Origin of the sequence: Kitasatospora sp. NPDC028055 (assembly GCF_040637885.1) — a bacterium.
In the GTDB taxonomy this organism is placed as follows: domain Bacteria; phylum Actinomycetota; class Actinomycetes; order Streptomycetales; family Streptomycetaceae; genus Kitasatospora.
Genome location: NZ_JBEZXE010000017.1, coordinates 15350 through 36169, shown reverse-complemented (window position 1 = coordinate 36169; position 20820 = coordinate 15350). Strand labels below are relative to the sequence as shown.

General features: G+C 72.7%; 23 protein-coding genes. 7 read left to right on the top strand and 16 right to left on the bottom strand.

Annotated features, from left to right (window positions below):
• Positions 1-25 precede the first annotated feature (25 nt).
• The 3 genes from AB0F71_RS19085 (at position 26) to AB0F71_RS19075 (ending at position 1632) form a co-directional block, all read left to right on the top strand.
• A complete protein-coding gene (locus tag AB0F71_RS19085) occupies positions 26-241 on the top strand; it encodes a hypothetical protein (RefSeq protein WP_360235383.1) in 216 nt (71 codons plus the stop codon).
• Between the two features lie 307 nt (positions 242-548).
• The gene (locus AB0F71_RS19080; protein ID WP_360235380.1) at positions 549-1202 is read left to right on the top strand and encodes a 4'-phosphopantetheinyl transferase superfamily protein; all 654 of its coding nucleotides are present in this window, start codon (positions 549-551) and stop codon (positions 1200-1202) included.
• A 46-nt stretch (positions 1203-1248) separates the two neighbouring features.
• Positions 1249-1632, top strand: coding sequence for a barstar family protein (locus AB0F71_RS19075; protein WP_360235377.1), 384 nt, complete (start codon positions 1249-1251; stop codon positions 1630-1632).
• 31 nt (positions 1633-1663) lie between these two features.
• Here AB0F71_RS19075 and AB0F71_RS19070 read toward each other — a convergent pair whose 3' ends face one another.
• The gene (locus AB0F71_RS19070) at positions 1664-2626 is read right to left on the bottom strand and encodes a polysaccharide deacetylase family protein (protein WP_360235374.1); all 963 of its coding nucleotides are present in this window, start codon (positions 2624-2626) and stop codon (positions 1664-1666) included.
• Positions 2627-2858: 232 nt separating this feature from the next.
• Between AB0F71_RS19070 and AB0F71_RS19065 the strand changes: the two genes are divergently transcribed.
• Together AB0F71_RS19065 and AB0F71_RS19060 are read left to right on the top strand one after the other, a co-directional pair.
• Positions 2859-4490 carry a CehA/McbA family metallohydrolase gene (locus AB0F71_RS19065; protein WP_360235371.1) on the top strand — a complete coding sequence of 544 codons (1632 nt, stop codon included), beginning with the start codon at positions 2859-2861 and terminating at the stop codon, positions 4488-4490.
• A gap of 232 nt (positions 4491-4722) precedes the next feature.
• Entirely contained in the window at positions 4723-5223 is a 501-nt protein-coding gene (locus AB0F71_RS19060; protein WP_360235368.1) for a hypothetical protein, read from the top strand.
• 43 nt (positions 5224-5266) lie between these two features.
• Here the strand turns inward: AB0F71_RS19060 and AB0F71_RS19055 are convergent, their stop codons facing one another.
• Positions 5267-5776 carry a DinB family protein gene (locus tag AB0F71_RS19055; protein ID WP_360235365.1) on the bottom strand — a complete coding sequence of 170 codons (510 nt, stop codon included), beginning with the start codon at positions 5774-5776 and terminating at the stop codon, positions 5267-5269.
• Between the two features lie 214 nt (positions 5777-5990).
• Between AB0F71_RS19055 and AB0F71_RS19050 the strand changes: the two genes are divergently transcribed.
• Positions 5991-6803, top strand: coding sequence for a class I SAM-dependent methyltransferase (locus AB0F71_RS19050; protein WP_360235362.1), 813 nt, complete (start codon positions 5991-5993; stop codon positions 6801-6803).
• 227 nt (positions 6804-7030) lie between these two features.
• On the opposite strand, the gene AB0F71_RS19045 is transcribed toward AB0F71_RS19050, so the two are convergent.
• Positions 7031-8143, bottom strand: a complete 1113-nt coding sequence (locus AB0F71_RS19045; RefSeq protein ID WP_360235359.1) for an N-acetylmuramoyl-L-alanine amidase — start codon at positions 8141-8143, stop codon at positions 7031-7033.
• A gap of 250 nt (positions 8144-8393) precedes the next feature.
• Between AB0F71_RS19045 and AB0F71_RS19040 the strand changes: the two genes are divergently transcribed.
• Positions 8394-9737, top strand: coding sequence for a hypothetical protein (locus tag AB0F71_RS19040; protein ID WP_360235356.1), 1344 nt, complete (start codon positions 8394-8396; stop codon positions 9735-9737).
• 267 nt (positions 9738-10004) lie between these two features.
• Here AB0F71_RS19040 and AB0F71_RS19035 read toward each other — a convergent pair whose 3' ends face one another.
• From AB0F71_RS19035 to AB0F71_RS18975, 13 genes are all read right to left on the bottom strand, one after another.
• The gene (locus AB0F71_RS19035; RefSeq protein WP_360235353.1) at positions 10005-10406 is read right to left on the bottom strand and encodes a multidrug efflux SMR transporter; all 402 of its coding nucleotides are present in this window, start codon (positions 10404-10406) and stop codon (positions 10005-10007) included.
• Between the two features lie 46 nt (positions 10407-10452).
• The gene (locus AB0F71_RS19030; RefSeq protein ID WP_360235350.1) at positions 10453-10773 is read right to left on the bottom strand and encodes an SMR family transporter; all 321 of its coding nucleotides are present in this window, start codon (positions 10771-10773) and stop codon (positions 10453-10455) included.
• Positions 10774-10926: 153 nt separating this feature from the next.
• Positions 10927-11589: a DsbA family oxidoreductase gene (locus AB0F71_RS19025; RefSeq protein ID WP_360235347.1), complete on the bottom strand. Its 663-nt coding sequence runs from the start codon at positions 11587-11589 to the stop codon at positions 10927-10929.
• On the bottom strand, positions 11586-12074 hold the full coding sequence (locus AB0F71_RS19020) for a nucleoside deaminase (RefSeq protein ID WP_360235344.1): 489 nt from the start codon (positions 12072-12074) through the stop codon (positions 11586-11588). The genes AB0F71_RS19025 and AB0F71_RS19020 overlap by 4 nt, the downstream gene beginning before the upstream one ends.
• Before the next feature lie 295 nt (positions 12075-12369).
• Positions 12370-13593, bottom strand: coding sequence for a transposase (locus AB0F71_RS19015; RefSeq protein WP_360235341.1), 1224 nt, complete (start codon positions 13591-13593; stop codon positions 12370-12372).
• Between the two features lie 300 nt (positions 13594-13893).
• On the bottom strand, positions 13894-14562 hold the full coding sequence (locus AB0F71_RS19010; protein ID WP_360235338.1) for a TetR family transcriptional regulator: 669 nt from the start codon (positions 14560-14562) through the stop codon (positions 13894-13896).
• 692 nt (positions 14563-15254) lie between these two features.
• Positions 15255-15530 (bottom strand): DUF6253 family protein, encoded by a 276-nt coding sequence (locus AB0F71_RS19005; protein WP_360235335.1) that lies wholly within the window; start codon positions 15528-15530, stop codon positions 15255-15257.
• Positions 15527-16336: a maleate cis-trans isomerase gene (locus tag AB0F71_RS19000; RefSeq protein ID WP_360235332.1), complete on the bottom strand. Its 810-nt coding sequence runs from the start codon at positions 16334-16336 to the stop codon at positions 15527-15529. The genes AB0F71_RS19005 and AB0F71_RS19000 overlap by 4 nt, the downstream gene beginning before the upstream one ends.
• 12 nt (positions 16337-16348) lie before the next feature.
• Positions 16349-17023: a transglutaminase-like domain-containing protein gene (locus AB0F71_RS18995; protein ID WP_360235329.1), complete on the bottom strand. Its 675-nt coding sequence runs from the start codon at positions 17021-17023 to the stop codon at positions 16349-16351.
• A 17-nt stretch (positions 17024-17040) separates the two neighbouring features.
• Positions 17041-18159, bottom strand: a complete 1119-nt coding sequence (locus tag AB0F71_RS18990; protein ID WP_360235326.1) for an acyl-CoA dehydrogenase family protein — start codon at positions 18157-18159, stop codon at positions 17041-17043.
• 203 nt (positions 18160-18362) lie between these two features.
• Positions 18363-18737 (bottom strand): ectoine synthase, encoded by a 375-nt coding sequence (locus AB0F71_RS18985; protein WP_360235323.1) that lies wholly within the window; start codon positions 18735-18737, stop codon positions 18363-18365.
• Positions 18738-18915: 178 nt separating this feature from the next.
• Positions 18916-19182, bottom strand: coding sequence for an acyl carrier protein (locus tag AB0F71_RS18980; protein ID WP_360235320.1), 267 nt, complete (start codon positions 19180-19182; stop codon positions 18916-18918).
• Complete coding sequence (locus AB0F71_RS18975) at positions 19179-20645, bottom strand: AMP-binding protein (protein WP_360235317.1); 1467 nt, start codon at positions 20643-20645, stop codon at positions 19179-19181. The genes AB0F71_RS18980 and AB0F71_RS18975 overlap by 4 nt, the downstream gene beginning before the upstream one ends.
• Positions 20646-20820: the final 175 nt, after the last annotated feature.

Below are 20820 nucleotides of genomic sequence, written 5' to 3'. Positions count from 1 at the left end.
CCCGCCCGCCCCGGAGGACCGCCCCATGCGCACCGCCCTCGCCGCCCTGCTCCTCGGCGCCGCCCTGACCCCGGCCCTCGCCGCAACGGCCGTCGCCGCACCGGCCCTCGCCGCCTCCTCCCCCGCGACCCGCGAGGTGAACCAGGGCTACAGCATCCCGGTCGGCGGCGTGACCGACCTCGGCGCACTCCCCGTCCTCGGCAGCCTCGGACTGGACTTCGCCCGCCTGCTCGGACAGTGACGGGCAGTAGCCACCGCCCCGCACCCGAGCAGGGCTCGTCCCAGCCCAAGCCCGAGGACGGCGCCCGGCACCGCACTGCCCGAGCGCACCTCCCGGGAGGCCACCTCCTCCGAATGACCGCCGCTGAGTGACCGCCCCCAAGTGACCGCCCCCGAGTGACCGCCGCCGGGCGGGCGGCCCCGGTCCGGGCCCCCGGCGCTGCGCGAGCAGCCCCATTTGCCGAAGATCACGGACCGGACCCGCCCGCCCGCGTTAGGCTCGCTCCGCGCGGCCCGCCGCCCGCGCTCGCCGACCCAGGGGGGAACGCATGATCGGGGACCTGCTGCCGGACGTCGTGGTGACCGAGGTGGCCTACGACGACCCGCCCGAGGCCCGGCTGGAGCCCGCCGAGGAGGCCGCCGTCGCCCGCGCCGTGGACAAGCGCCGCCGCGAGTTCACCACCGTCCGGCACTGCGCCCGCACCGCGCTGACCCGCCTCGGCGTCCCGTACCGCCCGCTCGTCCCGGGCCTGCGCGGGGCGCCGAGCTGGCCGGAGGGCGTGATCGGCAGCCTCACCCACTGCGACGGCTTCCGCGCGGCCGCCGTCACCCGGGCCGGCGCCCTGGCCTCGGTCGGCATCGACGCCGAGCCCGCGCTGCCGCTCCCCGAGGGCGTGCTGGAGTCCGTGGCCCTGCCGGTCGAGCAGGAGCGGCTGGCGAAGCTCGCCGCCGAACACCCGGACACGCCGTGGGACCGCATCCTGTTCAGCGCCAAGGAGTCGGTCTACAAGGCCTGGTTCCCGCTCACCCTGCTGTGGCTGGACTTCCACGAGGCCGAGCTGGACCTCTCCCCCGACGGCACCTTCACCGCCCGGCTGCTGGTCCCCGGCCCGGTGGTCGGCGGCCGCCGCCTGGACGGCTTCGAGGGCCGCTGGGCGGTGCGCGACGGGCTGCTCGCCACCGCGATCGCCGTCGAGCCGTAACCTCCCGTCACCCGGCGGTCCGCCGCCCGGGCATATCCTCGTCCCCGTGACGGTGACCTATGTGCTCGACGGCGGGAAGATCGGCAGCCTGGAGGACTTCTGGGCGGAGGTCGGTCGGAAGATCGGCACCGACGGCTACTTCGGCCGCAACCTGGACGCCTTCGCCGACTGCCTGAGGGGCGGCTTCGGCACGCCGGACGACGACGACTACGTCATCGAGTGGCGCGACCACGAGGCCTCCCGCCGCGCCCTCGGCTACCCGGAGACGGTCCGCCAGCTGGAGCGGCAGCTCCCCCGGGTCCACCCCACCAACCGCGAGCAGGTCGCGGCCGAGCTGGCCGCCGCCCGGGCGGGCAAGGGCCCGACGGTCTTCGACTGGCTGGTCGACATCATCGAGGAGCAGCACCCCAGCGGCCTCCGCCTGGCGTAGCCCCGGCCCCCCGCCCCCGCCCCCCGGGGGCTCACAGCACGTCGGACAACCGGACGAACCGCCGCCCCGCCGCCAGCAGCCCGGGCAGCGCCGCCGCCACCCCGCTGGCGGTGCCGTGGCCCGGCTGGTTCATGTGCCCGATGACGATCGCCCCCGGCGGCGCCGATGCCACCTCCTGCCGCACCTCGGCGGCCGGAAGGGTCGCCCCGCCGTCCGCGTTCACGGTGAACCCGGCGATCCGTTCGCCCAGGTCGGCGACCACCCGGACGGCGACGTCGTCGTAGTACGCGGTGCCGGAGCGGAAGAACCGCGGCGGGTGCCCGAGCAGTTCGGTCAGCTTGTGGGCGTTGCCCGCCACCTCGTCGTACACCTCGCCGACCCCGCCCGTACCGGCGATCCCCTCGGCCGACCGGCCGGTCACCGAGAGCGGGCGGTGCACGGTGCCGTGGTTGCCGATCTCGAACAGCGGGTCGGCGGCGAGCTGCTCGAAGATGTGCGGATTGGCGTCGATCCAGCGGGCGTTCAGGAACAGCGTGGCCGGGACGCCGTGGGCGCGCAGGAAGTCGATCAGCTCGGCGTCGTAGCGGCTCCCGCCGGGCCCCCCGCAGGCGTCGAAGGTGAGCGCCGTGGCCCGCTGGCCCTCCGGCAGCCCGGTGACCACCCCGGGGAGGTCCACTCCCCATGCGGTCGGCGCCACGGCCGCGTAGCGCTGGACCAGCTCGGCCCGGCCCGGCTCCCGGGGGGCCGCCGAGGCCGCGACGGACGGTGAGGCCGCGACGGACGGTGCGGTCGACGCCGCGCCCGAGGGCGTCCCCGAGGCACTACCCGAAGGAGTCGCCGCAGGAGTAACCGAAGGCGCCTCCGGCGAGCCCGCGACCGTGCTGGCCGGTGCGAGGGCCGCCCCGCCACCCTCCGCGCCCCGCCCCGCCCCGCACCCCGCCAGCGCACCGCCGGCCACCACCGCCGCCAGCAGCGTCCGCCGACTCAGTGCCACGCCTGCCTCCTGACCGCCCCGTCGTCACGTGTCGTCCGAACCACCACATGACTATGAACCGGTCATCCGTCACTCCCCGCAACTCGCCCCGCCCTGGCCGGGCCCCTCTTTCACCGGCCCGCCCCACCCCGGTGGGCCCCGCCTCACCCCGGGTTCACCCCCCGGGGTAGGCGAACCGGCGGACCAGCCCGCCCCAGCCCGCCGCCCAGCCCGCCCCAGCCCGGAGGCCCCGATGCCCGCCGCCCCCACGCCCTCATCCGACCCGACACCCCCAGCCGACCCCACGCCCCCCGCCCCGCCACCGCACCCCGCCCGCCGCGACCTGCTCCGCACCGGCCTCGCCACCGGCGCCGCCACCGCCCTCGGCCTGGCCGCCACCGTCGGTGCCGCAGGCCCCGCCTCGGCCGCCCCGAGCCCGGACGGGACAGGCAGCGACCGCACCCTCACCCTCACCGGCCACCTCCCCACCGGCTCCCCCGACTTCGTCTACCTCCCCGTCGAAGTCCCCGAGGGCGTCCGCGAGATCGCCGTCTCCTACAGCTACGACAAGCCGCCGGTCCCGCCCGGCACCCCCGGCAACTCCTGCGACATCGGCATCTTCGACGAGCGCGGCACCGACCTCGGCGGCGACGGCTTCCGCGGCTGGTCCGGCGGCTTCCGCACCGAATTCGCCCTCGCCCGCGACTCCGCCACCCCCGGCTACCTCCCCGGCCCGATCAACCCGGGCACCTGGCACATCGTCCTGGGCCCCTACCAGGTCGCCCCGCAGGGCCTGGCGTACCACGTCGAGGCGACCCTCCGGTTCGGCGAGCCGGGGCCCGAGTTCACCCCGCACTACCCGCCGGAGCGGGCCCGCGGCCGCGGCCGGGCCTGGTACCGGGGCGACTGCCACCTGCACACCGTGCACTCCGACGGCCGCCGCCTGCCCGAGGAGGTGGCCGCCGGTGCCCGCGCCGCAGGCCTGGACTTCATCGTCTCCACCGACCACAACACCAGCTCCTCGCACGCCGTCTGGGGCCCGCTGGCCGGCCCGGACCTGCTGATCGTCCCCGGCGAGGAGGTCACCACCCGCAACGGCCACTGGCTGGCGCTGGGCCTGGAGCCCGGCCAGTTCGTCGACTGGCGCTACCGCTCCCGCGACGAGGACTTCCCGCGCTTCGTCCGCCAGGTCCACCGCTCCGGCGGCCTGGTGGTGCCCGCGCACCCGTACTGCCCGTACGTCGCCTGCCAGTGGAAGTTCGGCTACGAGCAGGCCGACGCCGTCGAGGTGTGGAACGGGCCGTGGACCTACGACGACGAGTCGGCCGTCGACACCTGGGACTCCGAGCTTGCGGTGGCCCTCCGGGGCGGCCGCTCCTGGCGGCCCGCGATGGGCAACAGCGACGCCCACAGCGCGCCCCAGGTGATCGGCCTGCCGCACAACGTCGTCCTCGCCGAGGACCTCACCCGCGACGCCGTCCTGGACGGGCTGCGCGCCGGGCGCAGCTGGCTGGCCGAGTCCGCCGCCGTGCGGCTCGACCTCACCGCCACCGGCCACGGCCGCCGGGCGGGCATCGGTGAGGAGCTGACCGTCCCGGCCGACGCCCCGGTGGACGTCCGGCTCACCGTCTCCGGCGTGCCCGGCGGCACCGTCCGGCTGATCACCGACGAGGGGCAGCTGCACCAGGAGTCGCTGCCCGCCGACGGCTCCGGCACGGTCGTCTGGCGCACCACGGCCTCGCTCGCCGCCTACGTCCGCGCCGAGGTGCGCCACCCGAGGGCGGACGGGACGCCGGGCAGGGGCAACGCGATGGGTCCGGACCTGCCGTGGGGGCCGATGGCGGCCCTCACCAACCCGATCGTGCTGCGCGCCGAGGAGCACTGAACGGCGCCGGCGAACCGCCCACGGACCGGGAGGGGGACGACTCGGGGCACCCGTTTGGACTAGGTTGATCCCCGAAACGCATCAGTCGTAGGGACGAGGCGGTCGGTTGTCCGCATACGAGGCGGTCGGCTGTCCGCATCCGGGGCGACCGCTTCCTCCGCACTCCCACCGTCTCGCCCCGGCTGCCCGTGCGTACCCGTCCCGTCCCCGGCCCGCGAAGGGATCAGCAGCTGTGAACCGTACGACCGTAGGTGGGCCGGAGCTCGGGGGCGGCCGGGGCGCCGGAGGCGTCCTCGTCCTCGTCGACCCCGCCGGGGCCGCCGGAGGAGAGGGCGGCAGCCCGGTCGTGGAGCTGCTCGTCCAGGAGCTGCACCCGAGCGTCCACCTGCGGACGGACGACTTCCTCCGGGTCATCCGCAACGGCCAGGTTCCGCCGCAGCTGCCCGGGGCCGCCCGGCAGCACGCCACCGCGCTCGCGGCCACCGCCCAGGCCGCCTTCGCCTACGCCACCGGCGGCTACCAGGTCGTCGTCGAGTGCGCCGACGCCCCGGCGACCCTGGACACCTTCCGCCGCGAGAGCCGCACCACCGGCGCGGCCCTGCACTACGTCGTCCTCACCGGCGCGGCCCCCGCCACCCCGCACGGGCTCGACACCACCGACCTCACGCCCGAGAGCACCGCCAAGTCGGTGCTGACGGCCCTCACCGCCCGCACCCACCTGCTCGGCTGGTAGCCCGCCCGCTCAGCCACGCCCTACGCCCTACGGCCCTACGGCCCTACGCCCCGACGGTGCCGTCGATGGCCTCCCGCAGGAAGTCCGCGTGCCCGTTGTGCCGGGCGTACTCGTGGATCAGGTGCAGCATCACCAGCCGCAGCGACACCTCGGCCCCCCAGCGCGCCTGGTAGCCGGTGACGTCCAGCGAGGGGGCCGCCAGCTCGATCCGGCGGGAGTGCTCGACCTCGGCCTGCCAGGCGGCGAAGGCCTCGGCGCGGGTGGCGCCGGTCGGGTCGTAGGCCACCTGGTAGTCCCCGTCCGGGGACCAGACCAGCGGGACGTCCTCGCCGTCGATCACCCGGCGGAACCAGGTGCGCTCCACCTCGGCCATGTGCCGCACCAGTCCGAGCAGGCTCAGCGCGGACGGCGGGCTGGAGCGCTGCCGCAGCTGTTCGTCGGTCAGGCCCTCGCACTTCATCGCGAGGGTCGCCCGGTGGAAGTCCAGGAACTCGCGCAGCATCTCGCGCTCGCCACCGGTCAGCGAGGGGACGGGCCGGTCATCGGTGCTCATGCGGGTGGTGCTCCTCGTGCTCTGGCCCTGGGCCGGTCCGGTGGGCTCCCGGCGGACTGTAGCGAACCCGTGCCCCTCCCGGACACCGGGTTTCCACGCCCCGTCAACCCCGAACCCACCCCGTCACGTACCGTGTTCGGAGCACCACAGGTTTGGGTACGTACCTCGGCGCGCCCGACCGCCGGGCGCCCACGAGCAGGAGACCCGACGGCCCATGGACCACAACCACATCCCCCCGACCGTGCGCCGGACGTACGGCGCCGACGACCTCAGCACCGCACCGTCCTTCGCGGGCGGATTCATCAACTTCGGTTACTGGCACGGCATCGACCTGACCGCCCTGTCCGCCGACGACCGCGTGCACAGCCAGGAGCAGCTCTACCGCCGGGTGTTGAACGCCTTCCCGGAACCACGCGGCCAACTGCGCCTGGCCGAGGTCGGCTGCGGCCGCGGCCTCGGTACGGCGCTCGCGCTACGGGAGTTCCGCTTCGCCTCCGTCACCGGCGTCGACATCCACCCCGACCAGATCGAACGCGCCCGCGCCGTCAACGCCCGCGCCCTGGCCACCTACCCCGACCGGCTCGCCTACACCCTCGGCTCCGCCGCACAACTGCCGTTCGCCGACGCCACCCTGGACGGCGTCTACTCCGTCGAGGCCGCCCAGCACTTCCGCGAACTCACCACCTTCGCCCGCGAAGCCGCCCGCGTCCTACGCCCGGGCGGCCGCCTGGTCGTCACCACCTTCTTCGCCGCCCCCGGCCCCGAGATCGCCGAACGCCTCAAGATCCTCCTCGCCAGCTTCGCCGACGGCCTCGACGTCCCCCACACCCTCGACGGCTTCACCACCGACCTCACCGAGGCCGGCTTCACCCCCGTCACCACCGAGTCCATCGGCCCCGACGTCTGGCCCGGCCTCGACCGCTACCTCGCCGACACCGTCCCCAACGACCACTGGACCCGCAACTTCCTCCCCGCCTGGCGCCACGGCCTCCTCGACTACCACCTCATCACCGCCACCCGCACCTGACACCGAGCCCCCGAACACCCCCACCCCGGGCCTGCCCGCACCCCCGCGGTCAGGCCCGGGAAGGAACAGACCGCACGGCTCCGGGGCCCTCGCCGCTCGGCGGTCGAACGGGCCCCTCGGGTACGGTCCGCCGACGGGTGGCCGGGACGGCGCTCATCGCGGCCGCAGCGTCGACGGCACGTGCCGTCGACGCTGCGGTCGCGATGTGTCGACGGACCGCAGGCTCGTCACCTCTGGAGGCGGGCCGCCGTGTCGCGGATGGCGGGGAGTCGCCGGTAGAGGGCGTCACCGGGGCATTCGGTGGCGAAGCCGTCGCGGTGGCCGGAGATCGCGTCGAAGTCGACGACCGTGCCCTTGGGATAGAGGCTGCCGTCCGAGCCGGAGGTGAGCTGGGCCGTTCCGTCGGCCTGCCGACCGGTCAGGCCGAGCTTCCAGGCGGCGATCTTCGCGATGCCGTCCTGCAGCTCCTGCGGCGGAGCGTCCGAGCTGTAGGTCCCGATGGCGGCGATACCGGAGGAGTTGGTGTTGAAGCCGAGGGTGTGGGCGCCGAGCACGGGCTGGTCGACGCCGCCGGCCCGGCCCTCGTAGATGGTGCCGCAGCGGTCGACCAGGAAGTTGTAGCCGATGTCCCGCCAGCCGTTGCTCTGCACGTGGTACTGGTAGATCGATCTGATGATCCTGGGTGCGTCGGAGCAGGCGTAGTCGGTGGCGGTCGCGGTGTGGTGGACGAAGGTCACCCGGACCGCGCCGGTGTACACGAAGCCCGCTTCACGGATGGACTCGTCCGCGCCCCAGCCCGCCCGGGTGACGATGCCGGGGCGCGGAGCGGCGAGCGCCTCGGGCCCGGCCGCGTGTTCGGGAAGGGGCTTGGCGTCGGCGGCGGCCGCCCCCTGGCCGGGGTCGACCAGTTCGACCCGCAGTCCGCGCGGGAGACCGGCCGGACCGGGGTGCACGTCGACCGCGACGCCGTTGCTGCGTCCGGCCCACAGCGGGGCGGTGGAACCGTGCGGGAGGGAGTCGGGCCCGTCCGCGGCCTCGGTCTCCAGGGTGTGCCAGGCGCCCCAGCGGCCGGTGACGGCATCGCGGGTGCGGACTCGTACTGAGCCGCCGGCGAGGGCCTTCGGTGAGCCGTCCCAGACCACGCCGAGGAGTTCGAACGAACGGGTGGCCCGGGGCGCGACGGCGCCGCCGGCGGTGACGGCCACCGAGGTGACCGAGCCGCCTCCGGCGGAGGTGCGCGGTGCCGGGGCGACCGAGCTGTCCGCGGCGACCACGGGGGGCTGGAAGAGCAGGGCTGTGGTGCAGCCGGCAAGGACCGCTGCCGGAATTGAGATCCTCATGTACAGGATGTTCAGGGCAAACCACGATCCCTGCATGTCACCGACGGAGCTCGCACGGTCACGGTGGGAATCCGGGGCCGGGGCGGCGACGAAGCAGCGGCGAGGGCGGCGGAGCGGAGCGCGTGGGCGGCGTCCCCCGTTCTCAGCAATTCATTGGGCCAGGCCGGTTAACCCGCGGCGACGCGCCACGTCCCCGGGTGGTACAGGAGCGTATTCAGAAGATCCGTTTTGCGGATCATCCAGGAGCACCATGCGAACTCGAATCACCACCCTGGTCCTGTCGGGCCTGACGTCGGCCGCCCTCCTCTGGGGCACCGGCGGAGTGGCCCACGCCTCGCCCGCCATCGACCACAGCGCGACCTCCGACTCCTCGGCGGCCCAGGGCGAATGGGTCGACAGCCTGCTGCGGCTCGCCGAGGAGAGCGGTGTCTCGTCGGACGGCACCTGGGCCAGCAGGAGCCAGAGCGATCTCCAGTCGACGCAGCTCGTCCGCCCGGCCCACCGCGCCGACGCCGGCAACGGCGCCGAGGCCGAGGGAGTCGCGATCGACGGCCAGGAGCCCGGTTCGGTGCAACCGGACGACTCGACCCGGCCCGGCGAGCAGAGCCGGCCGATGGAGCAGGCACCGGGATCCGCCCTTCCCGAGGGTGCCTGGGAGAACGGCAGCGAGCACTGCGATCAGGTGCCCGGCCACGAGTCCCACGGCCACATGCCCGGCCCCGGCCCGACCGACTGCATCTGCCTGCCCGAGATTCCCGGCGCTCCCCCTCACGGCGACCACGGGGACCACGGCGAGCACGGCGAGCACGGCGAGCACGGGGACCACGGCGAGCACGGGGACCACGGCGAGCACGGCGAGCACGGCGAGCACGGCGAGCACGGCGAGCACGGCGAGCACGGCGAGCACGGCGAGCACGGCGAGCACGGCGAGCACGGCGACCACGGGGACCACGGGGACCACGGCGAGCACGGCGACCACGGGGACCACGGCGACCACGGGGACCACGGGGACCACGGGGACCACGGCGAGCAGGGTCAGGGCCAGAACGGCCAGCAGAACCAGGGCCAGGGCCAGAACCAAGGCCAAGGCCAGAACCAGGGCCAGGGTCAGGACCAGAACACCCAGCAGAACCAGGGCCAGGACCAGAACACCCAGCAGAACCAGGGCCAGGACCAGCACGTCGCCGTGACGGTCGTCGTGCAGAACACCGTGGCCAACAATCTGAACAACAGCGCCAACAACAGCGCCACCAGCAACTCGAACAACTCCGCGCAGAACAGTGCCCAGAACTCCGCGCTCAACAACCAGTCGGCCTCGCAGGCCAACAACCTCTCCAACCAGCAGAGTCAGGCCAACCACCAGTCCGCGTACAACCTGAACAAGATCAAGTTCGTCGCGGAGGAGGTGGGCGCGCGTCCGCCGCACAGGCCGACCCACCCCGGCGGGCACGGTCACGAGGTGGCGCCCGGACACCACCACCACGGCGAGCTGGCCCAGACCGGCGCCCCGAAGACACCGGTCCTCCTCGGCCTGGCCGCCGCGTTCCTCGCCGCCGGCGCGGGGGCCGTACGGGTCAGCCGACGACGGGCCTGATCGCGCCCGCACGCGGGAGGCGTTACCGCCCGAATCCTTCATGAACAGGCCTCCGCCGGGCAGTTGACCCGGCGGAGGCCTCTTTGCGGTCGCTCCGAGGAACGCGTGGAGGGCCTCCTGGCTTCCCGATCGGATTCCGACATCCGACCGGGCACCAGGAGGCCCTCCACCACACCCCGGCCGCTCCGCACCCACCCGGTCGGGACCGGGGCTGTGGTGCGCCTCACGAGCGGCGCGGCGGCTTCCCGCACCGGGGCGGCGCGCCCGTCAGGCGTCCGCGGTCTGGACCTCACGCGGCGCGGCGGCGGTCTCGGCGGACTTCTGCGGCCGGTCCGCGAGCTTGAGCCAGACCACGCCGGCGATGATCACGGCCAGCCACACGGCCTTGACGGGGGTGAGGCTCTCGTCGAAGACGACGGGCCCCAGCAGGGCCGCGCCGACCGACCCGATGCCGGCCCAGACGGCGTAGCCGATGCTGACGTCGATGGTGCGCAGTGCGGCACTCAGGGCCCAGAGCGTCAGGAGGAAGAAGACGACGGCGACCAGCGACCAGGTCAGTCGGGTGAAGCCGTGGCTTCCACCGACGGCCAGCGCGTAGCCGACTTCGAAGCCGCCGGCGAGCAGGAGCATGATCCACGGGTTGGCTGAGGTGCGGCCGGTGTCGGACATGTGCACGGGTCCTTTCGGGAGGTTGAGCCGGGTGGGGGCGGGAGGATCAGGCAGCGCCGCTGAGCTGGAGGCCGACGACGCCGGCGATGATGACGGCGATGCCGACGGCCTTGCGCCAGTTCAGGCGCTGGCCGAAGAGCAGGGCGCCGAGGAGGGTGATGCCGACGCCGGCGACCGAGGTCCAGATCGCGTAGCCGACGCCGACGTCGAAGGTCAGCAGTGCCTTGCTGAGGAAGAAGGTGCCGAGGGCGCCGGTGATCAGGGTCACGGCGGTCCACGTGCGGTTCTTGAAGCCTTCGGCCTTGCCGGCCGCGATGGCGACGGCGATCTCGAAGATGTCCGCGATCGCGAGGTAGAACCACTGCATGGCTGGTCCTTTCGTTCTTGGGAGGTCGGCGTTGGGGGGAGGGGTGGGGCAGAGAGAACGGGAGAAGAACGGGAGAGAGCGAGAGAGCGAGAGAAGAACGTGGCGGGAGGCCGGAAGCGGGGCGTCAGCCACCGACCCGGCGTCAGGCCCGGTTCAGCAGCCGTCGATCCCGCAGGCGGGAGCGGCGTCCCCCAGGGCCTCCTGCTCGGCCTGGGCGTCGAGCACGGCCTTGCGGATCTGGGCGACGGAGGGCACGCCCTCGATGCGGTGGCGTCCGTCGACGATGATGGTGGGCGCGACCGAGACCCGGTTGGCCTCCGCGTGCCGCAGCGCCGCCCGGTGCGCCTCGGTGTACCGGCCGGCCGTCAGTGCCTCGGCGAAGTCGGCACCGTCCAGGCCGAGTTCGGAGGCGATGTCGGCGAGGACGGCCACCTCACCGATGTCCCGGTTCTCCTGGAAGAAGGCCCGCAGCACCCGCGGGGTGTACTCCGCGGCCCGGCCGTGCTCGGCCGCGTACTGGTAGCCCTCGAAGGCCAGCCGGGTGTAGGGCTGCGGCGAGACCGTCGGCAGGGTGATGTCCACGCCGAGCCGGCGGGCCATCGGGTAGACGGCGCGGGCCCAGATCGCCGGCAGGTAGTCGTCCTCCGGGCGCAGCGTCGGGGTGGGGTGGGGCCGCAGCTCGAACGGCATCCACTCGATGTCGACGTCGAGGTCGCGGGTGGCCTCGTGCAGCGGGCCCTCGGCCAGCATGCAGAACGGACAGACGTAGTCCGACCAGACCTTGATGCCGATCCTGCCGGTTGCCGTTCCGCTCATGGCCGCCCCCGCTCCATGGTGAGGAAGTCCTCGAACGGCGCCGTGGCTTCCGGGATCTGGATCGAGGTGACCTTGATCGGCCAGGTCTCCGGGTCCTCGGCGAAGATCGAGTACGAGCTGGTGTAGTCGAAGCCGTACCGCGCGGCCGTCTTGCGGTCGACCACGTTGACGATGTGGCTGACGCTGAAATACAGCGACGCCATGTAGCACAGGGCGCAGGGCTCGCCGGAGGCGATCAGGGTGGATCCGGCGGTGGCGTGCAGTCCGTACTTGGCGGCGGCCGCCCGCAGTGCGGTGACCTCGGCGTGCGCGGTGGGGTCGTTGTCCTCACGCACCCGGTTGACACCGGTGCCGAGGATCCGGCCGCTGTTGATCACCACACCGGAGAACGGGATGCCGCCCTTGGCGACGTGCTCGCGGCTGATCCGTACCGCCTCGCGGGCGTACTCGGTCAGCTCGCTCTCGGAGATTTCGGAATAACGCAACGCTGCTCCCCCGCTCAGGCCGCGTTCGCGGCGTCGACGGTGGGTGCCGTGGGATCAGGCATGGAGTCCCCAGGTAGTTGCTTGTATGTACATGTTGTTTTTGCCCGTGAGAACCTCAGGCGGACAGGTAGAGCTTGCATGAACATACATCTTGCTGTCAATCGCCGGCGGTGAAGAACTTCGCCTGACCCACGCTCATCAGCTCATGCCGGCAGGACAATTGGGGCAACACCGAACTGGTGCCGGGCGCTTCGGGCGCGCCGGGAGGGGGCGGCAGCGCGCCCGAAGCGACGGCTCAGACCGCTACGGGATATCCCAGCGAGGCTTCCCGGACCCACCGGGAGCAGGGCACGAGCGGCGGCCTCGCCAGACCGTCACTTCCGGCGCCCGGACCGGGGCGGAGGGCCCGCATGCCGAGATCGGCCGCCAGGCGGCTGTAGGTGAAGGCGGCCGACACCAGGGCCATGTGGTGGTGCCAGCCCGGGAACGAGCGGCCCTCGAAGTCCCGCAGGCCGAACCGTCGTTCGAGCAGCTCGACGGTCTCCCCGGTCGCGGCGTGCCGCTCCGCGTACTCCAGCAGCTCGTCGACCGGCCGGTGCACCATGCTGGTGAGCCAGAGCTGCCCCGCCCCCGTCGCGTCCTCGTCGGGCTGGGTGAACAGCCGGAACGGCTGAGGTCTCTGGTCGGCCGTGACGACACCGGGAACCTGTACCAGACCGTCGCGCACGGGCGCTGAGCCCGTCCTCCAGGCCTCGGAGCGCACCTCGGGGCACCGCTCGCTCACCGCCCGGGCCGCCGCGGCCACCGGCCGTCGGGAGCCGGGGGCCTGGTGCTCCAGCGGGGCCAGCGGGAAGCTGTCCGGGATCGCGATCGCGTAGTCCAGCCCGCGCCGGCTCAGGCCCTCGACGAGCCGGCGCGAGTCCAGGTAGCCGTGCAGGTCGACCACCACCGGGACCGGGTCGTACTGTGAGGTCCGCGCCATCTGGTCGATCAGGTTGAGGAGTTGGCCCTCGCACGAGGCGGTGGCGGTGTGCGGGATCCGGGCCTGCTCGCGGAGCGGGCCCTGGGCGGCCCACGGCTCCGGCAGGAACAGGCACCAGCCCACGGGGAACTCGCCCGCCTCCGTCGACATGAAGACCGCTGTGCCGATCTGGCAGTTGACGGTCCGTCCGGTGTGCGGGATGAAGCGCCGGTGCACCCCGCAGGACTTCTCACCGCGTTTGGGCAGCACGACGGGCGCGATCGTCCAGGCCCTGGGCCGGGCCCGGTCCTCGACCCACCGCCGGAGCTGGTCGCAGACCGGATCCCACTCCCAGGGGCTCTCGTTGACGAACTGGTGCAGGGCCTGCGAAGCCGTCGGGGAGTCGCTCGACACGGCCGCCAGTCGGCGGATGGACTTCTTCCCGGGCGTGCTGAGGAGGCCGTTGACGTAGGTGTGAGCCCACTTGCGCTGGTCAGCTCGGCGCAAGTGGCCGAACAGCTGGTCCGTGAACTGGGTGACGGAGTCCCATCCCCTCATAGCTACCCCTCCCGTGTTGCGGCTGCGGCTTTCACACAGATCCACCCACACTAAAGAATGAGCACTATTTTTTTCTCGGAGAAAGGGGTTCCGGTCGCCACTTCGCCAACTCGATACAAAGCCCTGGCGCGAATCACCCGCATCCGGCCCGGGGAGCGGGCGGCCGGGGTCCGCGGTCCGCGCCGGAAAATGGAATCAGCCCCGCGGGTCAAGGAACAGCACAACCTGCGGGACACCGGTCCCGCAGGTCAGGGGCAGGCCACCAGGTGTCACCGCGGTCGCCGTACGTCTACCGTCCGGTCACCCGTCGTTGCGGACGGTGTCACCCCGGGACGGGCCGCGCAACCGCGGCGGGGCGGGCGTCCGGTCGTGCTCGCAGGGGTCGGAGCCGCCCTCCGGCCGGGCACCGAAGCCCGCCCCGGCCCGCCGCCACAGCCGGCCGAGCTCGTGCTCCACGACGCTGACCGGGCGGCCGGAGCGCAGCTGCGCCTCGGCGCCGGCCAGCAGGTAGGCGACCAGCAGTTCGATGTCGGCGAGCTCCGCGTCGGTGGTGCCGCCCGCCCGGGCCAGCTCCAGCGCGTGCAGCAGGGCGGGCCGCCAGGCCTCTTCCCAGGCGCCCTGCGAGCCGGGGCACTCGTGCGCGAGCCGCATCGCCGCGTGGGCCCGGACGTCCTGCTGGAGGAAGGCCGCCAGCAGCTGGGTGAGCCGGCTGACCCCGGCCAGCCCGGGCGTGGTGAGCTGCTGAACCTCGTCCAGGGCCGAGGCGGTCGCGGCCGCCCCCACCCTGAGCACCTCCCGGGCGAGGTCCTCCTTGGTCAGGAAGTGGAAGGTCAGCGCGCCCGAGGTGACCCCGGCGGACTGACTGATCCGCGCCAGGGTGGCGCCGGCGTAGCCGTGCTGGGCGAACTGTCCGGCGGCGGCGTCGATCAGGGCGGAGCGGGTCTGTTCCGCGCGGGCCTGCCTCAGCACTGCGGCGTGCGCCGGTACCGCGCGACGAGTGCGGCCGCGGACCGTCGGGTGCCCAAGAGACTTCGTGTGAGCTGCATGGCCCCTCCGGATCGTTCGTGCACCAGCTCCCGTGACGACGCGGCAAGCATACCCCGGTCCCGGTAGCTCCCTGACGCATCGTCGAACTCGTGTTCACCTGGCTCGACCTGCGGTGATCCCCTCCGCGCCACCGGGATCCGGGGCATGGTGGAAGCGTGGTCGGAGCGTGGCGGAGACGTGACGGAAGCGTGGCCGGATCCGGGGCCGGGACGCGTCGGTCCTCGGCGGGTGCGGGTAGGGCCGAGTACGGCACCGCACCCCGGGGCAGCGAGGCCCGGGGTGCGGTGGATCCGGACCGCCCGGGAAGACCGCCGGGTGCGCGGCGGCCCGACGAGCGGCAGGAGGATCCATTCCGATCGGCGGCGAATAGGCATTGGCCGAATAGCGAATTGCGATAAGCGAGTCGAACACCGGCACTGCGGCCGGGAAAAGCGGAGGGCCGGTTCCCGTTATCTCACGGGGACTTCACAAGGGACCGCACCCCTCCGCGGGTGCCGCCGGTCATCGGACGACCGGCACCGGACTGCGAACGTCACGGGAAAGGCGGGTGTCACCGAAAGGCGGACGTCATCCAAGGGCGGACGTCACCTGAGGGCGGCACCGAAAGGCCGGCGTCACCGAATGGCGGGCACGTAGGAGTCGTCCACCCGGCCGTCCGCCGTCGCCGGTTCGAAGGTCGTCGCGGGCGCCTCGTCGGCCCGCGAGCCGTTCCGGCGGTCGTACCGCAGGAAGTCCGACAGCTGGTCCGTGCGCCGCAGGTGCCCCTTGACCAGGACCACGCCGAACAGGTGGTCGCCGTCCTCCCGCCAGCAGACCAGCGGGATGCGGTAGGTGTCGCCCTCCGGCGTCCCGAAGACGGCCTCGTAGGCCTGTGCGTCCAACAGGCTCACGAGTGACCGTCCTTCGGGGTCGTGGCGAACAGCTGTCCGTAGTCGGTGATCTCCCGGGCGGTCCCGGCGGCACCGGCCAGGTGGAGGGCGTGCCAGAGGATGACCTGGTTCGCGGTGACGACGTTGAACCCGAGCTCCTCCTCCAGCGGCTTGATGGTGCCCACCGCCCGGATGCCGTTGCCGGCCACCAGGACGGCGTCCGGCCGGTGCTCCGCCACCGTGCTGCGGATCCAGGCCGACAGGTTCTCCGGCGTGATGGCCTTCTGGTTCGACGGCAGACCGCAGGGGCCGTGGTGGACCACCTCGTAGCCGAACTCGCGGAAGTAGTCGGCCCCTTGGCCGGACAGGGAGTCGGTGAACCACGGCGGGTTCACCAGCGCGATCCGGCGGGCGCCCAGGGCGTCGAAGGCGGCCCGGGCGGCCTTGGTCGTGCCGGTGATCGGCAGCCCCCGGGTGACGGGCAGCAGCCGCTCGTACAACTCCCGTTCGCCCTGGGCCTTCAACGCGTAACTGGAGGAGGTGAACCCGAGCGTCAGGGCGTGCAGCGGGGAGGCCGCGAGCAGTTCCACGGCCTCGTCCAGGTACGGGGCCTGGACGAAGGAGAGGATCGGGTCGTACGGGATCTTCTCGTCCATCTCGCCGCCCGCGCGCATGGCGGCGAAGTGCACGCGCGATCCGTGGACGGAGACGGACGCGGGGGCCACGGCCTGCAGTTCGGCCTCCGGGCCGACGTCGGCGTGCGGTACGACGACGCCGATCCGGGTCGAGGCGTCCCATCCGTCGACGGGCGGCGGGGTGCTGGTCATGGGGGTCTTCTCCTACCGGGTGAGGGTGGACTCTTCGGCGAGGCGGCCGCCGCGGACGGTGCCGGTGCCCGTGGTGTCGAGGAACTTGGGGTGCTTGCGGCGCATGGCCTCGATGACGAACTCGTACGGGAGGTCGTCGAAGCTGCCGTGGTCGGTCAGGAACTCCATCGCGCCGCCGCCGTCGTGGGGGTGGTGGAGGCTGTCGTTGACGCCGTCGAACTCCAGGGCGCGCATGCCGTACAGCTTGCAGAGCAGCTTGTTGAACACCGGGGTGACCTTGATCCACTTGCCGTCCAGGTACACCTGGGCGAGCGAGTGGAAGAACACGTCGCCGCCGATGTGGGACAGCAGGCGGGGCGAGGCCAGGTGGTTGCGCACGTCGCCGTAGACGAGGCGGGAGGGGATGCCCAGGGCGCGCACGGTGGCCGCGTACAGCGCGGCCTTGTGCAGGCAGAACCCGGACTTGGTGGTGGCGGTGTTGGAGGCGCGCAGGCCTTCCCGGGAGAGCGGGGCGCCGTAGACCTCGTAGTCGACGCCGTCGCGCACCGCGTAGTACAGCTCGATCGCGTTGGTGCGCCGGTCCGCCGAACGGTCCCGGACGGCGTGGTCGACGAAGGCCTGCACCGCGTCGCTCTCGTGGTCGAGGAACTCGGTGGAGCGGGTGAGGTGGTCCAGTGTGTCGGTCATGTCGGGATTCCCGTCGGTCAGAGTCCGAGCAGCATGGCGATGCGGTTGCGCTGGATCTCGGAGGTACCGGAGTAGATCGTTCCGGCGATCGAGTTGCGCAGGTCGCGCTCGACGCCGTACTCGGTGAGCACGCCACGGCCGCCGTGGATCTGCACCGCGTCCAGCGCGGTCTGCACGTTGGCCTCGGAGACCACCGTCTTGGTGGCCGCGAGGTCGAGCGCGGCGTCCTCGTTCCGCTCGACCTTGGCGCCGGTGTCGACGAGCCACTTGCGGGCCGTCTCCACCCGGATCTTCATGTCCGCGATCTTGTGGGAGACGCCCTGGTAGGCGCCGATCGGCCGGCCGAACTGGCAGCGCTCCTTGGCGAAGGCGATGGTCTCCTCCAGCCGCCGGGTCATCTCGCCCAGGGTGATGGAGAAGCCGAAGAGCACCTCGCGCTTCATCACGTAGTCCAGGACCCGGAAGCCGGCGCCCTCCTGTCCGACCCGCTGGGAGACCGGCACGCGCAGCTCGTCGAAGGAGAGCGTGCCGATCGGGCTGGTGCGCAGGCCGATCTTGTCCATCGCGGGGCCCACGGTCAGGCCGGGGGTGCCGGCCTCGACGAGCAGGGTGGTGAGGCCGAAGGGGCCGGGCTTGCCGGTGCGGACGTAGAGCAGGAACAGGTCGGCGACCGGGGCGTTGGTGATGAACATCTTGTCGCCGCTGACCACGTAGTGGTCCCCTTCGCGGCGGGCGACGCTGGCCAGGTTCATCGCGTCCGAGCCGCCGGAGCGCTCGGTGATCGCGTGTGCGGTGATCAGCTCACCGGACATGATCCGCGGCAGGTACTTCTCCTTCAACTCCTGGCTCGCGAACCGTTGCAGGGGCACGCCGACGGACACGATCTGGGTCGAGGCGGAGAAGGAGAGGCCCGCGTCCCGGGAGGTGTGGCCCAGTCCCTCCAGGGCCCGCATCGTCCGGGTGAGGCTGTGCCCGGCGCCGCCGAACTCGGGCGCGAAGTGCACCCGCAGGAGTCCGGTCTCCCGCAGGGCCTTCCACTTGTCGTGGGGGAACTCGCCCGCCGCGTCCAACTCGCGGGTGTCGGCGTTGAGTTGTTCCGCCCACGGGGCGGTGAGGTCGAAGAGGTCATCGTCCATCGGGGGTCCTGGGGTCCATTCCGGGGTCGGTCGTGCTGCGGAGGATCGGGGTCGTGCCGTGGCGGGGTGTCACGGCCCGGCCCGGCCACGGGCTCGGGGCGGCACGTGGCCGGGCCGGGTCCGGTCCCGGCCCGGAGCCGTGCGGGGCTCCGGGCCGGGGCCGGTTCGACCGGCCGGCGGTGGGGCGTCGGCTGATCGGCGGCTCAGTACTGGGAGTAGCCGTCCTCGGAGAGGGTGTGCTTCTCGTCGCCGTTGATCGGCGGGTTGAAGATCGACACCAGGTGGAGGTCCTCGTCGTCCGAGGCCACCAGGTGGTGCGGGTCGTGCTTGTCGAGGACGTAGATGGTGCCCGGGACGATCTTGTGGCGGGTGCCGTCGTGCTCCACGACCTCACCGGAGCCACTGATGCAGTAGCACGCCTCCAGGTGGTTGCGGTACTGCAGGGCGCTGGAAGTGCCCTTGCGCACCAGGGTGTCCGCGACGGCGAAGCCCATCCCGTCGCGCTTGGTCAGCAGGCGGGTGCTCAGGCCGTTGCCCCACTCGACGGGGGCGACATCATCGAGGCTGCGGGTGAACATCTCTCGGTTCTCCTTCGGAATAGGTTGGGAACTACGGGTGTTGCGGGATGTACGGGCCTTGCGGATGTGCGGCTCTTGCGGCGGTGCGGCTCTCTTGCGGACGTGCGGGTCCTGCGGATGTGCGGCTCTTGCGGCGGTGCGGGTGGAGCGGGTGGAGCGGGCGGTGCGGTACGGGGGGTCAGGCGGCCACGGCCGGGCTGTGCTCCGCGATCACGGCGGCGATGGCGTCCAGGGTGCGGAAGTCGTCCGGGCCGAAGTCGATGTCGTCGACGGGGATCCGGTAGGCCGTGGTGAAGTGCGCGAGCATGCGCACCAGGCCCAGGCTGTCGATGACTCCGGACTCGATCAGGTCGTAGTCGCCGGTGAGGTCCGATACGTCCTCGCCGGCCAGGAACTGGTCCACCACGTAGGCGCGGACCTCGGCGGCTATGGCGGTGCTGCTCATGCGGTGGTCTCCTTCAGGCGGGTCTGCTTGATCAGGTTCCGGTCGGGCTTTCCGGTCGACGTACGGGGCAGCGGAAGTGCGGTGAGGTGCACCGAGGCCGGGATGGCGTGGCGCGGCAACTCCCGCCCCAGGTGGGCGCGCAGGCCCAGGCTGGTGAGGGCGCTGCCCGGGCGCTGGGCGACGTGGGCGTGCAGGCGGACACCGGCCTCGGGGTCGGGCAGCGGCACGACCACCGCCTCGGCGACGTCCGGGTGGGCCGCGATCACGTTCTCCACCTCCTGGAGGTTGGTGCGCACGCCCCTGACCTTCACGTGCCAGTCCGCGCGCCCCTCCAGGAAGTAGAGGCCCTCGGTGTTGCGGGTGACGATGTCGCCGGTGCGGTAGAAGACCCGGCCGTCCAGCTGGGTGAACACCGCCTCGTTGAGCTCCCGGCGCAGGTAGCCGCTGGTCTGGAAGGGCGTGGACACCAGGAGCTCCCCGGTGCCCACCGAGGCGAGGCGCCGGCCGTCGGAGTCGACGACCACGGCCTCGGTGCCCCGGATCGGGCGGCCGACGGGCATCGGCCCGGTCGCCGCGGGGTCGACCCGGTGGATGAACGAGTCGTTGGTCTCCGTACAGCCGAACACGTTGTGGAAGGCGGCCCCGGGGAACGCGGGGGCGACCCTGGCGAGCAGGTCCGCCGGCATCCGGTCACCGGTGAAGATCGCGTGGCGTACGGCGGGGAAGGTGCCGCCGTGGTCGAGCAGCAGGCGGTACACCATCGGCACGCCCTGGACGAAGGTGACCCGGTGCCGGGCGGTCAGCCCCGCCAGGTGGGCGGCGTCGGTGGCCCGCTGCTGCTCCACCAGGACGACGGTGGCGCCCAGGTGCAGGAAGGTCCAGATGTCGAGCAGGGCGAGGTCGAAGTTGAGCGGGGCGTAGGACAGCGCGATGTCCTCGGCGGACAGGGCGAACTCACTGACGGCCCAGTCGGCGAAGGCGTCGAACCCGGCGGTCTCGATCGGCACGATCTTGGGGGTGCCGGTCGAGCCCGAGGTGGTCAGCAGCAGCCGGGTCCGGGCCGGGTCCGGCACCGCGAACCCCGTCGCCTCGGCCTCGTCCGCCGGTACCGGCGCCGCGGCGAGCGTGCCGTCGGCGGTCGCGGTGAGCCGGTGGGAGACCCTGGCCTGCTGCGCCAGGCGTTCCAGTGCGGCGCTGCCCAGGTCCGGGGAGGGGGCGAGGGCGACCAGGCCCTCCTGGGCGACGGCCAGCAGCAGGGCGACGGTCTGCGGGTTCTTGTGCGCCGGCACGCACACCGTGCCGCCGGACGGGAGGTCCAGCGCCGACAGGTGCTTGCGCAGGCTGCGGGTCAGGTCGTTCAACCGGCCGTAGGTGACGGCCTGGTCGTTGAAGTGGAGCGCGATGCGGTGGGGCCGTTCGTCGCCGTGGGCGGCGACGGTCTCGGCCAAGCGGGACGATGGCACGGCGGGATTCCTCGCGGTCGGCTCAGCCGCCGGTAACGAGTACCGATCGGCTGTTCGAATTCGTGCGGTGTCGAGGAAGACCGTACCGGGCGAGGTCCATGCTTGGTCAAGCATGTACTTGCCGAAGTGGGTGTGACGCAGACCACCAGACTTGCATGACCAAGCAAAAGACCCC

Bases quoted from the DNA above. Each gene is read 5' to 3' on its own strand.
- AB0F71_RS19085 (WP_360235383.1), top strand. From the start codon at position 26: ATGCGCACCGCCCTCGCCGCCCTGCTCCTCGGCGCCGCCCTGACCCCG.
- AB0F71_RS19080 (WP_360235380.1), top strand. From the start codon at position 549: ATGATCGGGGACCTGCTGCCGGACGTCGTGGTGACCGAGGTGGCCTAC.
- AB0F71_RS19065 (WP_360235371.1), top strand. From the start codon at position 2,859: ATGCCCGCCGCCCCCACGCCCTCATCCGACCCGACACCCCCAGCCGAC.
- AB0F71_RS19055 (WP_360235365.1), bottom strand. From the start codon at position 5,776: ATGAGCACCGATGACCGGCCCGTCCCCTCGCTGACCGGTGGCGAGCGC.
- AB0F71_RS19050 (WP_360235362.1), top strand. From the start codon at position 5,991: ATGGACCACAACCACATCCCCCCGACCGTGCGCCGGACGTACGGCGCC.
- AB0F71_RS19045 (WP_360235359.1), bottom strand. From the start codon at position 8,143: ATGAGGATCTCAATTCCGGCAGCGGTCCTTGCCGGCTGCACCACAGCC.
- AB0F71_RS19040 (WP_360235356.1), top strand. From the start codon at position 8,394: ATGCGAACTCGAATCACCACCCTGGTCCTGTCGGGCCTGACGTCGGCC.
- AB0F71_RS19035 (WP_360235353.1), bottom strand. From the start codon at position 10,406: ATGTCCGACACCGGCCGCACCTCAGCCAACCCGTGGATCATGCTCCTG.
- AB0F71_RS19030 (WP_360235350.1), bottom strand. From the start codon at position 10,773: ATGCAGTGGTTCTACCTCGCGATCGCGGACATCTTCGAGATCGCCGTC.
- AB0F71_RS19025 (WP_360235347.1), bottom strand. From the start codon at position 11,589: ATGAGCGGAACGGCAACCGGCAGGATCGGCATCAAGGTCTGGTCGGAC.
- AB0F71_RS19015 (WP_360235341.1), bottom strand. From the start codon at position 13,593: ATGAGGGGATGGGACTCCGTCACCCAGTTCACGGACCAGCTGTTCGGC.
- AB0F71_RS19000 (WP_360235332.1), bottom strand. From the start codon at position 16,336: ATGACCAGCACCCCGCCGCCCGTCGACGGATGGGACGCCTCGACCCGG.
- AB0F71_RS18995 (WP_360235329.1), bottom strand. From the start codon at position 17,023: ATGACCGACACACTGGACCACCTCACCCGCTCCACCGAGTTCCTCGAC.
- AB0F71_RS18990 (WP_360235326.1), bottom strand. From the start codon at position 18,159: ATGGACGATGACCTCTTCGACCTCACCGCCCCGTGGGCGGAACAACTC.
- AB0F71_RS18985 (WP_360235323.1), bottom strand. From the start codon at position 18,737: ATGTTCACCCGCAGCCTCGATGATGTCGCCCCCGTCGAGTGGGGCAAC.
- AB0F71_RS18980 (WP_360235320.1), bottom strand. From the start codon at position 19,182: ATGAGCAGCACCGCCATAGCCGCCGAGGTCCGCGCCTACGTGGTGGAC.